This window comes from Dasania sp. GY-MA-18, from assembly GCF_024734385.1.
Classification (GTDB): domain Bacteria; phylum Pseudomonadota; class Gammaproteobacteria; order Pseudomonadales; family Dasaniaceae; genus Dasania; species Dasania phycosphaerae.
This window is the reverse complement of record NZ_JANHAP010000008.1, coordinates 207,608-224,195: the sequence shown is the minus strand read 5'-3', so window position 1 is coordinate 224,195 and position 16,588 is coordinate 207,608. Positions and strand designations below refer to the sequence as shown.

The following is a 16,588-nucleotide window of genomic DNA, read 5'->3' as shown; positions in this document are numbered from 1 at the left end:
TAATCACAACCATTGAGGTCTGGTTGTAATCGTAAGGTTTAAAATTAGCCATGAACTCTCTCCATTTGAGTTCGAGATTTTATCAAAAAACGCCGCGTTTTATTAGTTTTTCTACAGCCTCAACGCCTATGGCATGGGCGGCTGCGCAGCAGCCGTCCAGCCCGTAGGGCGATTATGCCCATTTTTGTTAGGTGCCTTCATTATTTTTTACGCACAGCAATATAATATGGCATTGTTAATTTAGATAGATAGTTGCGAGCTTTTTTATAGTTTTTAGTTTTTAGATGTTGGCCGAAGCAATAGCCTCCCCTTTCTTTCCAGAAGACCTCCCATTCTCCATTGCTCTCGATGAAATAAATGCCATCATATGTTTCTTTTTGCCTGTAGACAGAACTATCTATTGCTCGAAAGTAATCCCATTCGCAATACTCATCTTCTGTGATGTTAAAGACATCTTTCAGATTGCTCGGAGAGAACCTTTTTTCAAGTTCACTCGAATTAAACTGATCTATGAGATCAAATTGATCTTTTTTCGTGAGTCGCATTACGGACACCTAACGCCGCCATAACCGGCAGCCGTGCGCGAAGCGCGCTTTAGGCTGTCCAGCCACGAAGTGGCGTTGGTTGATGGCCTTGTTAAGTGATTGCACCCTGAAGCTCCCGCATATGGTTGATAGTGTGCGAATATAAAGTGTGATCATATATGTTATTTGGATCATATAAAATAGGTCGCATGCCAGCAGATTTTGCTGCTGAAATACCCGCTTGGCTATCTTCAACTACAGCGCATTCCTTGGGTTGAAAACCCATTTCCTTTGCTGCGTGCAGAAATATTCCGGGATCAGGCTTCCAAGAACCTACTACATACGAACTAAATATTTTTCCATTAAAGTACTTGGATAACCCAGAAATGGATAATGCTTTATTAATTTTTTCTAGAGGGCCGCTAGATGCGACACATTTTGGTAATTCTATTTCTGTGAGTGCAGTATTGACTCCCTCACAGGGTTTTAAATCTTTCTCAAATAGTTCATCAACGAGCGAACGGTATGATGAAACGAAGTCCTCTTTTAGTTTAATTTGATGTTCCGATTCTATAGCTTCAAGAATGGTAGCTAATTTACCACCTCTGAATCGCTTCATCAGATCAATAGCGGATGATTCTACTCCGTAATCTCTCAGTTTAATCTCTAAGCCAAGATTACAAAGATATTCACTATCTACGAGTGTTCCGTCACAGTCGAAAATGATGCACTTGATCATGGTTTTCACTTAACGCCTAGCGCAGCGGCTTGTAAAAATGGCGCTTGTTTTGCGGGTTTTATGCAAAACAAGTGACAGTTTTACAAGTCCGTTGCCGCTACTTGTTAGGTGCTGCACGAAATAACCGCCATTTGTTTGTTTTAGAGTAAGTAGAAGCTTTGACGCTTTTACTTGCTGTAAGTAAAACTTTGCTGAAATCATTTGGTAGATATCGGCAAACACCTGATAATTCTTGTTTAGTTATTTTAATTAATTCGTTGATCGAAATAATACCACTTTCGGAAAGAGTGACGGACTCTTGAGAAATAATTGATAGAATTCTTTCTTTTAATGAATCTGAATCAAATCCAGCCCATTCACCAGCTACGCACCGTAGATTATCCCCTACACTAGGAAATACTTCTTGCCACAGAATATTATGTATTTCTTCAGGTTTATATTCTGATTCCAAGATCACTTTACCTATATACCTATGAGAAATTTCATCTAGTTCCGTATCTAGAAATAACTCAGATAGAGCATTCCATACTGGAATTCTTTGTTCAATTTCACTTTCAGATAGCATGCTCTATCCTTGCACCTAACGCCGTGGTTTGGGGCAGCCGAAGCAACGCGTAGGCTGTCCCAGCCACGAAGTGGCGAACAACACCACCTTGTTAGGTGCATTTAGCATGTAGGACATATCGGACTCCATGGCCCCCATATAGCAATTAAAAAAAGCAGACAAAATATAAGCAGACTTAGCGGAATTGCCCACATATACCTAAGAGCATTGCCCAACTTATGAAGCTCATTTGGGTAGGCAAGATATTCACGTTTTAGAAAGAAAAATATAGCTGAAGATGTTTTGTACCCATTAAACAGCCCAATCCAAGCGACCCCATTCATAAGTGAGTGTGGTTCATATTTCTTGTACCGTCTGATAAACAATGGCAAAACGAAAATATGTGAAATCATAAGCACTATAAACGGGGATATAAAGAACAACGAAAGAATGATTATTTCGAATAAATAAAACTCTCTTTCCATAGTGCTTTGCCACCTAACAGTTTATTAAAGCGAATGGTCACATCTAACCATAAAGTATAGATCTAGGCAAAAAAGTCTAAATCTATACTTTATTGTCTAAATATAGCCACTCCCATATGGTCAAATCTGACCATGAATTTCAACATCGTCAATTAATTCCAACACATCTGGCCTTTGCCGGTGGATAATCCCCATCTCTACCGCTTGATGATACAAAAGCACCCAAACCTTATATTTTTTACTCCACTGGGCACCCATTTGTTTAGCTTGGTAACGCAGCTCTAATTCATCAAAGGCTATAGGTACAGCCACCCATTGTTTACGCTGATAACTATGCACAGACTTCAGGCTTATATTTTTACCAGCATACTCACGCTCATCAACAATAATTTCTACTGTGGTATAGGTTTTATTATCAAGGGGCTTACGCCTATAGCGCACGGCAACAAGTTGAGCGCCGTATTTACGTGTGAAGCGACTGGTGCCGGTCTGCCCCGGCTTTAAGGTTTTAACGACTTGAGTTTTTATTGTATTCATATTGCCTCCTTGCAATTAACGTTACAGCGCCGCCACTCGCCGCTGTGTTAGGCCCTATTCCACATCCTTAACAATAAAGCGATTGCCCGGCTCTACCGTTAGCCATTGCTTAAATTGCTCCAGCCGCTGCACATCTTGCGCCAGCGAATAATCGATACTGTTATAGCCCTGCTCTACCGAAAAGCGTAAGTCACCCTCGGGTTTGAGGTTAACGATGATAGAGGAAAACTGACCCGGTGCTATATCGCTGGCGGACTGGGCGTGAAAAACGCCCATGCCAAACACGGTGACTTGCGTAATGGCTTGATCGGTTTCGTTGCTAATGTCTAGCTGGTATTGCCGCGGTGTGCTCATATGCCACAGCACATAGCCGGTGGCGATAACAACAACACAGAAGAAAGCGATGGCGGCGATGATGGTGGTTTTTCTGCTTAGCATTAATACACTCTTACGCCCAGTTTACGCAGGGCTTTGGTGAGCACGGCATCAAGTTGGGGGATGTCTTTGGTTTCTAATTCCACCACCTTTAAACCTAGGGCGGTGTATTGGCTTTTGCGTTGCATTTTTTCGGCTAGGGCATGGCCGCTTTGTGCCGCCCCCCAGTACTCTATATAAAGGTGGTGCTTGGGCAGGTAAAAATCGGCATATAGCTCTTGCTCGCAGGGCAGGCGTCGGTTGCAGGCATGGGCAAAGCCTGCGGTATACAGCCAGTGGCAAATTTTTAGTAGTGGTTTGCTCTTGTGGCTGTGGCCATCCAATGCGGGGTAATCACTAGCGCTGGCAAATAAATCATCACCTATGGGGGCGGGTTTATCGCTGTTTACTTCGCCAAAATAATGTAACTGCTGCCGTAGTTGTGGGTCGCTTTGCACCTGCTCCGGCCACAGCACATAAAAAGTACCGCTTTGTTCGTTTTCAAATTGCAGCCCACCCTTTTTCTCGCCTATGCGGGTTAGCTCCCAGCCTTGGGGGCTGGGCCTAATCCAGCCCAGTTCGGCCAAGGCGCGGTTAACTTCGCGGGCGCTAAGCTGGTGTTTTTCGCCCAAGGCCTTGGCGGAAATGGTGCGGTTATCTTCCATGGCCTGTAATAGTGGGTGCTGGATAATTTTATGGGGCCAAACGATATAGCGGCCATATTTTTTGCTATGTACATATTCGCCGCCCTCAAACTCGCCTTTGCTGGTTAGCTCCCAGGCATCGTCTACCCGCTTAATCCAGCCGTAGTCATTTAGGCTGCCAAACAATTGCTGTGATGACATGGCCAAAGCCTTGGCTAAGGCGCTGGTAGAGAGTGGATGATCCGTATCTGTCATATCTGTGGCCTGTGGCGGCAGGGTTTTTGGACACCAGCCGCCGATTAAGGTGGTAGTCAGTACAGCCGTTAAAGTTATTATGGGCAGTAATTATTAGCAGCTGCTAGGTGGCCGCCAGGGCTAGGTTTTGGTAGCGCTGGTTTAAGCCCTGGTAGACCTGCTCGGCAAAGCCGTTGCCGCTGGCATCTAACTCGTTGAGTATTTCTACCAAGTGCTCGTTATCTTCACGGCCCTGCCACTGCTTTACATAGCTGCCGTCTTTGTAGCCGTTATCCTGCCTAAAAAAGTTGAGCACGTTTTTGCCTACATACTGGCGGTATAGCTCGTCAAAGCTCATTTCGCAGGCATTTAATAAATCCCAAAATAAGGCTACCGAAAAGCTTTTGGTCGCTAAGCTGTTTTGTGCCAGTGCTTCGGTGGCTGCGATTACACCTTGGTTTTGGTATTGATAGCCCTCTAGCTCGGCAACCATGGCCTCGGCTATGGCCTCTATAGCTTGGCCTTTAAATAAGGCACTCATGCCAAAATGCCAAATATCGATGACTTCTAACTTTACTTGGTCCATGTCGGGGGCTTGTGCTTTCCACCATTTATAGCCGTAGTGGTCTACTAGCTCACCGCACTCTATCCAAGTGGCACGGTACCATTCAAAGTTTTGCGCGGGCCAATCTGCATGCACTTTTTGATTCATTTTATTTTGCATGTTGAGCATGGTGATAAACGCTTGCTTCATGTTTGTTCCTCGTGTAGGCCATTGCGCTATTTGTTGACACATTTTTGTCATGGGTAGCGCATTATACCGGCTCAAGAGCTGCTTAAAAGCGCCAATTTATGATCACTTTATTTATACTTTTAATATCATTCTTGACCCTGCCTTAATAAGCACCAGCTATATGGGGCTTGTACGTATTTATCCACAAAATCTGTGGATAAGTTAGTGGATAAGGTCATAAAAAATTCATATAGGCCCCATATAACAAACGCCAAGACAGATTGTTTATTTTTTAACCAGCAAATTAAAGCCTTATAAATCAATCACTTACATTATTTTGTATGCATATACAGTAATTTAAGCCCCGGTATATGTGAATATTTCACATAAACGCCAAAATGTGCATAAAACCTTGAGCTTGGGGTTAGTGGCGACTGACGGGCTACTATTTTGAGCCGTAACCCAAGCACACAGAAAAGCTTGGTGGGCGTTACCAAAGGTACAATTGGGTAGCACCGCTAGCCTATTTTGATCATTTTGCCAGTGGCGGGCTGATGATTATTTTTTTATGCCGACCAAAGTATAGCGGCCCTTAAAAGTGACCGCTGTTGAACCCGCGCTGTTTACCGTAGCCGTTAACGCCACCGTAGCCTTGCCGTGGCTGCGCACACGGGCAAAAACACTGCTCCAATCTATAGCCTGCCCATGGCATAGCGCCACAATTAACTCATCGGCCACGGGGGCTAGGTAATCTATCTCGCCATGGCTAACGACTATATTGGGGTTGATGCCCTGCTCCCGGCATTTGAGGTAATACATGCCCCAGCCAGCCATCACACAAAGGCCATACAGGCTGCCGCCCCAGGCGGTGAGCTTATCATTAAGAGAAGGTTTTAAGGCAATAGACAGGGCTAGGCAATCACCATTGTAGTGTTGCACTTTCATGTCCATATGCTGGGCCATTTCCATGTGCTGGTTTAAAAAGTCGCTAAGGTAGCGGGCGGTAACAGTATGATTACTCATACTCACTCACAGCAATTCAATTAAACGTTGTGCGGCCAGCAAGGGCGTGGTTTCACCCTTAATCACCTTTTGCTCCAGCAGAGGTTTAAGCTCGCGCACCTGTGGGTTTTGGTTGAGTTTGCGGGCCAGCAGCTCGGTGATCAGTTTTTGCATCCACTCTTTATTTTGCTGGGTGCGCTTATTGGCAAAGGCGCCGTTGTTGGTGGCGTCTATATGAAAATTGCTAATCATGCCCCACACGGCATCTATGCCCTGCTTTAATTGTGCCGAGCAACTTAATACCTGTGGCGTCCAAAAGGAGTTATGGCGCAATAGGTTCATCGCATTTTTATAATGGCGGCAGGTTTGCTGGGCCAGGTTAATAGAGTCACCATCGGCTTTGTTAATCACCAAGGCATCGGCTAATTCCATAATGCCTTTTTTGATGCCCTGTAGCTCATCACCCGCGTTAGGCAGCATTAGCACCATAAAAAAATCGACCATGCCAGCCACTTCGTATTCGCTTTGGCCTACCCCTACGGTTTCTACCAAAATTACGTCGTAGCCTGCGGCTTCACATAGCAACATGGTTTCGCGGGTTTTTTGTGCCACCCCGCCTAAAGCGCCCTCACTGGGTGAAGGGCGTATAAAGGCATTGCTTTCGCGGCTGAGCATTTCCATGCGGGTTTTGTCGCCCAATATGGAGCCGCCCTCTAAGGGCGAGCTGGGGTCTACCGCTAACACCGCGACCTTTTTGCCCTGGGCAATTAAGTACAGGCCAAAGGTTTCTATAAAGGTAGATTTGCCCACCCCGGGTATGCCGGTAATGCCTATGCGTATGCTATTGCCAGTTTTGGGCAGCAACTGCTCTAGCATGTGCTGGGCTTGCTCGCGGTGGCTGTCTAGTTTGCTTTCTACCAGGGTGATGGCTTTAGCGAGGGCACGGCGGTTGCCCTCAGCCAAAGCGTTAAGGTCTATAACAGCCATTAGATGTTATAAGCTGCATTAATGGACTCTAAAACATCGCGGGCGGCTACCGGTATTTTAGTGCCAGGGCCGAAGATGCCTTTTACCCCTGCGGCATATAAAAACTCGTAATCCTGTTTGGGGATTACGCCACCAGCTACCACGATAATATCTTCAGCGCCCTGCTTTTTAAGTTCGGCTAATAATTCGGGTACTAAGGTTTTGTGGCCAGCGGCTTGAGAAGATACGCCCACTACATGTACATCGTTTTCTATAGCCTGTTTGGCCACTTCTTCGGGGGTAGAGAACATAGGTGATAAATCTATATCAAAACCCACATCGGCAAAGGCGGTGGCTATAACTTTGGCGCCACGGTCGTGGCCGTCTTGCCCCATTTTGCACACTAGCATGCGCGGGCGGCGGCCGTGCTTTTCTACAAAGCTATCGATATCGGCGCTAATGCCCTGCCAGTTTTCATCCTCTTGGTAGGCACTGCCATACACACCCGACACGGTTTGTGACTGAGCATTAAAACGGTCAAATTCTCTTTCCATAGCAAATGAAATCTCCCCAACAGTGGCGCGCACACGGGTGGCTTTGATGGCCAAGTCTAACAGATTTCCCTGGCCTGATACTGCGGCTTGGTAAATAGCTTCCAGCGCATCTTCTACGGCTTGTTCATCACGGCTGGCGCGTATCTGGGCCAGGCGTTTAACCTGGGCCTCGCGCACGGCATTGTTGTCTACATCGAGTATGTCTATGTCGTCTTCTTCGTCCAGTATGTATTTATTAACCCCAACGATAACATCTTCGCCGCGGTCTATGCGGGCCTGCTTTTTCGCCGCCGACTCTTCTATACGCAATTTAGGCATGCCGGTCTCTATAGCTTTGGCCATGCCGCCTTTTTCTTCTACTTCTTCGATTAGAGCCCAGGCTTTATCGGCAATTTCTTGAGTGAGGCTTTCCATCATATAAGAACCACCCCAAGGATCTACCACTTGAGTAATGCCGGTTTCTTCTTGAATAATTAATTGCGTGTTACGGGCAATGCGCGCCGAAAACTCGGTGGGCAAGGCTATGGCTTCATCCAAAGCGTTGGTGTGCAGGGATTGGGTGCCGCCAAATACTGCCGCCATGGCTTCTATGGTAGTGCGCACAACGTTGTTGTAAGGGTCTTGCTCGGTCAACGACCAGCCCGAGGTTTGGCTGTGGGTACGCAACATAGAAGACTTGGGGTTTTGCGGCTTAAACTCGCTTACAATTTTGGCCCACAATAGTCGGGCGGCGCGCATCTTGGCGATTTCCATATAAAAGTTCATGCCTATGCCCCAGAAGAAGCTCAGCCGTGGCGCAAACTGATCTATGTCTAAACCGGCAGCAATAGCCGTGCGTATATACTCTTTGCCATCGGCTAAGGTGTAGGCCAGCTCTAAAGCGGCATCGGCACCGGCCTCTTGTATGTGATAACCCGAAATAGAAATGGTGTTGAACTTGGGCATATGCTCGGAGGCATAGGAGATAATATCGCCTATGATTTTCATAGACGGTGCCGGTGGATAAATATAGGTATTACGCACCATAAATTCTTTTAAGATATCGTTTTGTATAGTGCCTGAGAGTTTATCCTGGCCTACACCCTGCTCTTCGGCGGCGACTATATAGCCTGCCAACACTGGCAACACAGCACCGTTCATAGTCATAGACACGGACACTTTATCTAACGGAATTTCGTTAAATAAAATTTTCATATCTTCTACAGAGTCTATGGCCACACCGGCCTTACCTACATCACCGGTAACACGAGGGTGGTCTGAGTCATAACCGCGGTGAGTCGCCAAATCAAACGCTACCGACACACCTTGGCCACCGGCAGCTAAGGCTTTACGGTAAAAGGCGTTGGACTCTTCGGCGGTAGAAAACCCCGCGTACTGGCGTATAGTCCAAGGGCGACCAGCATACATGGTGGCCTGCGGGCCGCGTATATACGGTGCTAAACCGGGCAAGGTATTGGTGTACTGTAAACCGGCGGTATCGGCGGCGGTGTACAGGCATTTTAAGTCTATGCCTTCTGGGGTTTGCCAGGTCATTTCGTCTGGCGTTAGGCCTTTCATTTGTTTGGTGGCTAGCGCCTTCCACTCATCTAAGGTGGCGGGCTGAGGGTTATATGTATGGTCTGACATGGTTCTACCTTTTAAAATTTTTCACATCACTGGCTGCTACTGCTGAGCGTAAGTAAAAAGGGGCTAGTGCTCATCACCGGGCTGGTTAATTTCTATTAGCACGCCGTCGCAAGATTTAGGGTGTATAAAAATCACTTTGCTATTGTGCGCCCCCAGGCTGGGTGCTTCAGATAAAAACTGATAGCCCTTGGCTTTTAACCTGGCAACGTCAGCTTCTATATCGTCGGAGCGAAAACATAAATGATGTAGGCCCGCGCCCTTTTTTTCTAAAAAGCCCGCTATGGGGCCTTCGCCATTTAAGGGGTGTACCAGCTCTATGCTGGTGGGGGGCAAGGGGAAAAAGGCAGTAGAAGTTTTGGCGGCAGCGACATCTTCGCGGCCTTCGAAAGTTAAACCAAAGTCGTCCATAAAGCGCTTAATGCTTTTTTCTAAATCGGGTACGGCTATGGCTATGTGATCCAGTGCTGTAATCATTAAATACGTCCTATAGTCGCCTAACAAGCGCGACACTGTTAACTATCTGAACCATCGCTAAATGCGATAGCAAGTATATGGGTAATTAACAACAGGGCGCCTTTAGCGCCCCCCACCCTCTCTTTACAGGCTAAGCAAAAACGCGTTGGTGTGTTCGCGCATGCGTTGTTGTACCTGTTCTGGGGTTTCAACTACCACGACTTCATCAGGGGTAATCTTAAACAGCTTTTGGCCTTTTTTAATGATTGAACCATCGGTTTCGACGAAAATCGCGTCAATTGTACCAGAAAACGGCGCATATACCTTATTGAACATTTTCATCACTTCAACAATATACAGCGGGTCGCCTTCGTTGAAGTGGCTGCCTACCTCTACAAAGGGCTGCATGCCCGGCGCTTCGCGTGGGTAAAACATGCCGCCGCTGGCCGCTAAGATTTCATCCGAGCTGGCTACTGGCGGTGGCACTAATACTTTGGCCATGGCCGCTTGTAGCTCACCATCGGTTAAGGCTGCCGGTATATGTATGCTTAGGTCTTCATTTACGGACAGCTCATAAAAGCCCGTTTGCTTAGCCAAGTAAGGCAAGATAGCTAATATTTCGGTGCCAGCCTGAAAGCCTGCATGGGCAGCAATCACGGCCTGCCATTGTGACTGCTCCATAGAGTCAGGTTTATCGCCAGCTAGTGCCGCCTCTAATTCGGCAAAACTGTTGACTCCTAAGCGCTGCTCTAGGCTGTTATAAAAACTCAGCGCTTTTTGCAGCAGCTCATTATCGTGACACCAAATCATATTGGCAGCTGGCTTGCCAGCCACATAATCCATGTGTAGGTAGTGATAAATATCCGCTAATAAAGCTATAGGGTTTTTATGCCACACCAGCCCTTGCTCGTTAAAACTAAAGTGTTGTTGATTGATGCTCAGCCAGCCCGATAAGTTATGGGGCTGTTCTACAAAATGCTGCAAGGGGCGCAGTAATAAGCCCTGTTTTCTATCCAGTGCTTGGTCAAAACCGGCTTTATGACTGGCTTCACAATCGTTTAAATAATTGTTGCGTATTTGGCCGTAGGCGTAGTTTAAATCAATTTGATTGGCGGCTTCTTTTAGCTGCCCTACCGCGGTTAAGTAGGGCACGATAAAGTTGGTGCTGGGCCTGGCGTTAATGTTGTTACCTATAAACCAGTTCACCAAACCGTAGTGGAACTCTAAGTTTGTAGCCAGATCTTTACCGCGTAAGGTGGTGCGGCGTAAAACTTCGGCCAAACGTTGGTAGCTATCTAAACGGCTATTACCGGTGGTAAGTAATAAGGCGATATTGGAATCGTAAGCCCCTGCTAAGTGATATTTCATAAACACATCGGTATCGGGGTTGTGCATGCTGATACCTTGGTCGTCGCGAATTTCACCAGCTATAGGATTAGACCATCGCTCTATCATACCGCCAGCATGAGGCTGCAACGCTTGGTTGGTGGCGTTTAAGCGCGCCTCTACCGAGGCTGGCTCGCGGGGTAAGCGCTCAGGTTTGGGCAAACGATTACCGTGCCTGGCGATTAATACCATCACTTCCACCAGTGACTCGGCAATAAAAAAGTCTTGCGGGTTTTCGGGGTTGCTAAATTTTAATTTGTAACACAGTTCGGTAACGCGGTGCTCTACCTGTATGCGGGTGTTCATTTCCATAAAGTAATGGGCTTCGCCATCCACTATGCACTCGAAGGTGCCTACGGAGTTGAGTTTTACCGCTGCGCCAAATACCGCGCCTTCGTGTTCCATTTTGCGCAGTATGTCTAAGTCTTTTTTCAGCTGTTGCACTTCAGCTGTTTTATTGGCGGCCTCGGCAGTTGCGATGGCTGTTTGCAACTCTTCTTCGGTAACAGATACTTCTAATAGTTTTTGCTCATGCATTTGCAGCGAGCAGTCACGGCCGCCCATGGTCATGCACCAGTCACCATTGCCCACCACTTGTATTTCTTGGTGACGGGTGGTGTCTATGTTCATTTCTATCAGTACGTTTTTATTATCACCCACGCCATTGGTTTTTAATTCGATTAAACATTCCAATACTAACGCGGGTACTTTAGCAGCAGCTTTTTCTACTTTTTCCTCCAGGCTTGCACCTGTGTAAGAATTCGCCGACTTGAGTATGCGCTGGCCTTTGCCACCGCCACCGGCAATCGCCTTTAAGCGAAAACGGTTGTTGGGTTTTTCAGCCAACATACGCTTGGCTTCAACTTGTAAGGCCGCGCCTATGTCGGCAGCCGTGATTATATCTATACCCGCACGGTATGAAGCCGCTAACAAAGCCAGGGCTTTTTCTTCATCATCTTTACAGGCAGTAAAGTCCACCGTTAGTTTGTGCTCTTTGGCGCAGGTCTCTAGACCTTCCCTGCCATATTTAGCAAACAACGCTAAAGAAGTGGCATTGTTAACCCCCGGGGTTACCGACACACCGGTTTCTAAGGCGGTGCGTTTGGCCTGATCTTTCATGCCGGCCGCGCGCTGGGTGTGAGAACCTGGGCCTATAAAATTAAGGCCAGCCTGCTCCATGGCTTCAACCATTTCGGCATCTTCTGACATAAAGCCATAACCGGCAAAAATCGCATCATAAGCATTGGCTTTAGCAATACTGATAATTTGCTGTATGCGTGCGGCACGCTCCTCTTTGGTGGCGCCGGTGTAATCGGGTACCCGGTGTACCCGCGAGGGGTCGGTGAGTTTACGCAACTCGGGAGCCAGGGCATTGGTATAGGTGATGGAATCTTTTTCGGATAATAAAATGCCGTAGTTGTTAATACCCATTTCATCAAAAACATCCATAGCCTCTTTACGTATAGGGCCGCGGCAGATGATTAAAGGTTTTATATCTTCACAGTGAAAGCTTTGCACCCAGGCCGAGGGGTGATTTTTTAATTGCCGCTGCTGATGGATTAGCGGGTTATTTAAATAGTAATCGTTGCTGTGTTGCACAGTAGTCAACCTCTTGTTCATTATGGTCATGGCTATAGTCTTAATGAAATTCACGTTGCACGGCGTTTAAAGGCTCGGCCGTATAATGCTGCAAGTGGAAAGCCATTTGTTCGCCTAAAACTTGTCTTAAGTCCGAGGGCATTACGATTTGTGAAATTGAGCCTAGGCTTAGCGCCTCGTTAGGGTTCATCAATTCACGCTCGTAGCGGGCGGTTAGGTCGGCCTCTTGCGCTTTAACCCAGTTAGCTACTGACTCTTGGGCGGCAGCTAACGCATCTTGCTCAGTTAGGCCATCAGCGGTTAAACGCTCTACCGCAGTAGCGATGCGATTGGCCACTGAGCCACGAATTTCGCGCAACTCATTTTTATAAACAAATTCAACACCGGCTGGCCCCATTACCGCCAAGCGTGAAGTTGGTAAAGCCACCACAAAATCAGCACCGGTGGGATAGTTGTTGTAAGAGGCGTAAGCTCCACCAAAGGCATTGCGCACAATCAATAAAAAGCGCGGTGTGCGCAAATCGATAATGGCATCTAACATCGCCCTACCCGCCTGCACTATGCCGCCAGCCTCTTGCTCTTTGCCGGGTAAAAAGCCGGTGGTGTCTTCCATAAAAATAATGGGGATATTGTAGAGATTGCAAAAACGTATAAAGCGCGCATTTTTGTAGGCGGCGGCGATATCAATTTGGCCAGAGCCTACTGCTGAGTTATTGGCGACAAAACCCATTACATTGCCGCCCATGCGGCCCAAGGCGCAAATAGTATTGCGAGCGCGCTCGGGTTGAATTTCAAAATAATCGCCGTGGTCACACAGCTGCTGAATTAAAATGCTGATATCAAAAGGCGTATTAAAACCGGTGGGTGAGTTAAAGGCTTTTTTCAGCAGTATATCTATATCCCAGGTTTTACGGGTAATGGGATCAGAGGTAGGCTGAAACGGCGCTAACTCGGCATTGTTTGCCGGCAGGTAATTTAATAATTGTTTTACTTTTTGCAGGGCCGCCACTTCATCGGGCACTACAAAGTCGGTAACGCCTGATTGACTGTGCACACTAGGGCCGCCCAACTCTTCGGGGGTTACATCTTCACCCAATACAGATTTCACCACGCCGGGGCCGGTTAAGCCAAAAAACGTGTTGTTGGGCTGTATTACAAAACTACCCTGGCGTGGCAAGTAAGAGCCGCCACCGGCATTAAAACCAAACATACACATGATAGATGGCACCACACCACTTAAACGACGCAAACCAGTAAAGGCTTCGGCGTAGCCATCCAAGCCACCCACACCTGCGGGCACATAGGCTCCGGCGCTGTCGTTCATGCCCACCAAGGGGATTTTGCGTTTGGCGGCTAGCTCAAATAGGCGAGCCAATTTTTTACCGTTGGTGGCATCCATGGAGCCTGCGCGCACGGTAAAATCGTGGCCATACACGGCCACATCACGGCGATTAATTTTGACCAAGGCAGTAACCAGCGAGGCGCCATCTAAATTAGGCCCCCAGTTTTGAAACAAGATGGTGGGCTCAGTGCCATCATCGGCCAGCACCGCTAGGCGCTCCCATACCGTCATACGGTTTTTTTGGTGTTGTTTTTCTATAGCTGGTATGCCTGCCGCCTGCCTAGGCTTATTGATTAGCGCTTGCCCAGCCTGTAGTGACTGCTCGTAGATGCCCGGCTCGCTGGCGATTTGCCCCGGCACATCAAAGGCTTGGGTTTTAGGAATTTCAAAGGGGTTTTCTACGCTGGGCGGCAACGTAGTTGGCTGAGATTTGGCATGTTCAGTCATGGTGTAACAGTCTCTATTAGTAGGTCATATTGCAGCTGTTGATATAAGCCTGTAGCGGGCTAAGCACGAGCTATACAGCGTTGCAGGCGGGGATTATCGTTGAACGGCTGTTCAGTGAATAGGTTATAAAAGCTCAAAATAGGTATCATAAATTATCACTAACTCACTAATTCAACGCTTCTTGCAGCATGCACCGGCACTCAAAAACAGTGCTTTCACTAAACCACAGCTTCTTTTAGGGTGGTTAAAAGGCTACAATTTCGCGCCTGCAGCGCCAGCACTGCTAAGACTATAGTCAACAATCCGCCTTTACCCCGAGTACCACCGTTAATGACATCTTTGACGATAGAGGAGCTACCTTACAGCCCTGATAGCAGCCCACTATTTGCAGCAATACGTGTTTTGCCACAGCCCGTTTTTTTGGATAGTGGCAAACCCTACGCCCAACAAGGGCGCTATGACATTATCAGCGCCGCCCCCATAGCCCTAATCAGTGATGAACGTGACAGCCCAACTAGCGAGCATTATTTTCAGCGCCTGGCTGTAGCTCTAAACACATTGGATACACAGGTAGCAAACCCACAGCAGCTCCCTTTTATTGGCGGTGCCATAGGTTACTTTAGCTATGATCTGGGCAGGCAGTTGCACAAACTACCCAACCATGTAATTAACGACAGCCAACACCCCATAGCCCTAGCAGGGATATACACCTGGGCCATAATTAATGATCACCAAAAGCAACAAACCCTACTGGTAGCCCACCCGCAGTGCCAGCCACAACTGCTGAGTGAGGTGAAAACGCTATTAGCTACTATTGAGATAGCTACTATTGAGACACCCACTACAGCAGTCAATACAGGCGCTACTGCTAATAAGACACCCACATCAGCATTTAGCCTTAGCCAGCCCTTTACCCCCTGTATTAGTAAAACTGAATACCAGCGCGCCTTTAGCCAAGTGCAGCGCTATATACAGGCCGGGGATTGCTACCAAATTAATTTAGCGCAACGTTTTAGCGCCGCCTACCAAGGCGACCCCTGGCTGGCTTACCAGCAATTGCGCCCTGTCACCGCTGCGCCCTTTTCAGCCTATTTGGAATTTAACCAGCAGCCCATACTCAGCCTGTCACCGGAGCGTTTTATACAGTGCATAGGCCAGCAAGTGAGCACCGCCCCCATTAAAGGCACCCGCAAACGCAGCAGCAATCCCGAGCAAGATGCGGCCTTAGCGCAAGAGCTGCTAAACAGCGACAAGGACCGCGCCGAAAATTTGATGATTGTAGATTTACTGCGCAACGACCTGGGCAAAAACTGCCTGCCAGGCTCTATCAAAGTAGAAAAACTATTTGAGCTGCAAAGCTTTGAAACCGTGCACCATTTAGTGAGCACTATTAGCGGCAGCCTTAAGCCCAACACCAGCGCCTTAGACTTATTAGCCGGTGCCTTTCCCGGTGGTTCCATTACAGGTGCGCCCAAAAAACGCGCCATGGAAATTATTGAAGAGTTGGAAAGCCATCGCCGCTCCGCCTACTGCGGCAGCATAGGCTACATCAGCTGCGACGGGCACATGGATACCAATATCGCCATACGCACCCTGTACTGCCAGCAAGGGCAACTACACTGCTGGGCCGGCGGCGGCATTGTTGCCGATTCACAATGCGAAGATGAATACCAAGAGTGCTACTCCAAGGTGGGAAAAATTCTTAATTGCTTAGAGCAAAACCAATAACAAAAGATGCTGGCCATTAAGGCCAATTTAGCGCAGTATTTAATCGCTGTAAGCCTGAGTAAACCAGAGGATTTACCGTTTTATCGACCTTTACTCGCCCAACCTAAATATCAACAAGATAACAGGAGCGGTGATATGACTTTTTTTAAAACCCTACTAAGTATTAGCCTAAGCGCGGTACTGCTAAGCGCTTGCGACCCCGTTAGTAACAACAGCCCTGCAAATAATGAAATCGAAAAACACCCACCACCGGTACAACAAGAGATAAACCCGCCCACTAAAACTGCCGGCTTTTGCTCGCCGGGCAACCCCAATACCCCCAACTCGCAACTCACCGGCAGAGGTGAAGACTGCGACGAAGAGAAAGCAAAACGCAAAGCCACCAGCGCTTGGGTAAGCTTAAATTGCTCTGGCAATGCCGACCCACAATGCCCCAGCGGCTGTGTAGACCCCAACAAAAAATGCCAAAGCTACCCCGGCAATACCAGCAATTTAACCTGTACCTCTAGAGACGTATCGGCATCGGTATGTGCCAACCGTAAAAAATACAGTTGTGAAATTGTGCGGCCGGATTTGTCCCACCCTATCTCTTGTTCATGTAAATGTTTGTAACAAGCGTAGCCTTTGCTGC

Annotated in this window: 15 protein-coding genes; 2 read left to right on the top strand and 13 right to left on the bottom strand. The window is 47.6% G+C overall.

Going from position 1 to position 16,588, the window contains the following annotated elements; translation table 11 throughout:
• Window positions 1-200: 200 nt before the first annotated feature.
• From NO559_RS11375 to NO559_RS11315, 13 genes are all read right to left on the bottom strand, one after another.
• Window positions 201-545, bottom strand: a complete 345-nt coding sequence (locus NO559_RS11375) for a hypothetical protein (protein WP_258331950.1) — start codon at window positions 543-545, stop codon at window positions 201-203.
• Between the two features lie 91 nt (window positions 546-636).
• On the bottom strand, window positions 637-1,263 hold the full coding sequence (locus NO559_RS11370; protein ID WP_258331961.1) for an HAD-IA family hydrolase: 627 nt from the start codon (window positions 1,261-1,263) through the stop codon (window positions 637-639).
• A gap of 97 nt (window positions 1,264-1,360) precedes the next feature.
• Complete coding sequence (locus tag NO559_RS11365; protein ID WP_258331949.1) at window positions 1,361-1,828, bottom strand: hypothetical protein; 468 nt, start codon at window positions 1,826-1,828, stop codon at window positions 1,361-1,363.
• Between the two features lie 584 nt (window positions 1,829-2,412).
• Window positions 2,413-2,829, bottom strand: coding sequence for a hypothetical protein (locus tag NO559_RS11360; protein ID WP_258331948.1), 417 nt, complete (start codon window positions 2,827-2,829; stop codon window positions 2,413-2,415).
• 54 nt (window positions 2,830-2,883) lie between these two features.
• Complete coding sequence (locus NO559_RS11355; protein WP_258331947.1) at window positions 2,884-3,267, bottom strand: hypothetical protein; 384 nt, start codon at window positions 3,265-3,267, stop codon at window positions 2,884-2,886.
• Window positions 3,267-4,142, bottom strand: a complete 876-nt coding sequence (locus tag NO559_RS11350; RefSeq protein ID WP_258331946.1) for a hypothetical protein — start codon at window positions 4,140-4,142, stop codon at window positions 3,267-3,269. The genes NO559_RS11355 and NO559_RS11350 overlap by 1 nt, the downstream gene beginning before the upstream one ends.
• Window positions 4,143-4,245: 103 nt before the next feature.
• Complete coding sequence (locus tag NO559_RS11345; RefSeq protein WP_258331945.1) at window positions 4,246-4,875, bottom strand: dUTP diphosphatase; 630 nt, start codon at window positions 4,873-4,875, stop codon at window positions 4,246-4,248.
• Between the two features lie 537 nt (window positions 4,876-5,412).
• Window positions 5,413-5,877: a thioesterase domain-containing protein gene (locus tag NO559_RS11340; RefSeq protein ID WP_258331944.1), complete on the bottom strand. Its 465-nt coding sequence runs from the start codon at window positions 5,875-5,877 to the stop codon at window positions 5,413-5,415.
• A gap of 6 nt (window positions 5,878-5,883) precedes the next feature.
• On the bottom strand, window positions 5,884-6,843 hold the full coding sequence (gene meaB / locus NO559_RS11335; RefSeq protein WP_258331943.1) for a methylmalonyl Co-A mutase-associated GTPase MeaB: 960 nt from the start codon (window positions 6,841-6,843) through the stop codon (window positions 5,884-5,886).
• Window positions 6,843-9,002 carry a methylmalonyl-CoA mutase gene (gene scpA / locus NO559_RS11330; protein WP_258331942.1) on the bottom strand — a complete coding sequence of 720 codons (2,160 nt, stop codon included), beginning with the start codon at window positions 9,000-9,002 and terminating at the stop codon, window positions 6,843-6,845. The genes meaB and scpA overlap by 1 nt, the downstream gene beginning before the upstream one ends.
• A gap of 63 nt (window positions 9,003-9,065) precedes the next feature.
• Window positions 9,066-9,476: a methylmalonyl-CoA epimerase gene (gene mce / locus NO559_RS11325; protein WP_258331941.1), complete on the bottom strand. Its 411-nt coding sequence runs from the start codon at window positions 9,474-9,476 to the stop codon at window positions 9,066-9,068.
• 123 nt (window positions 9,477-9,599) lie between these two features.
• Complete coding sequence (locus tag NO559_RS11320; RefSeq protein WP_258331940.1) at window positions 9,600-12,470, bottom strand: biotin/lipoyl-containing protein; 2,871 nt, start codon at window positions 12,468-12,470, stop codon at window positions 9,600-9,602.
• A gap of 10 nt (window positions 12,471-12,480) precedes the next feature.
• Complete coding sequence (locus NO559_RS11315; protein WP_258331939.1) at window positions 12,481-14,229, bottom strand: acyl-CoA carboxylase subunit beta; 1,749 nt, start codon at window positions 14,227-14,229, stop codon at window positions 12,481-12,483.
• A 330-nt stretch (window positions 14,230-14,559) separates the two neighbouring features.
• Here NO559_RS11315 and pabB point away from each other — a divergent pair, with 330 nt between their 5' ends.
• Both pabB and NO559_RS11305 read left to right on the top strand, forming a co-directional pair.
• Complete coding sequence (gene pabB, locus NO559_RS11310; protein ID WP_258331938.1) at window positions 14,560-15,957, top strand: aminodeoxychorismate synthase component I; 1,398 nt, start codon at window positions 14,560-14,562, stop codon at window positions 15,955-15,957.
• A gap of 135 nt (window positions 15,958-16,092) precedes the next feature.
• Entirely contained in the window at window positions 16,093-16,569 is a 477-nt protein-coding gene (locus tag NO559_RS11305) for a hypothetical protein (protein ID WP_258331937.1), read from the top strand.
• Window positions 16,570-16,588: the final 19 nt, after the last annotated feature.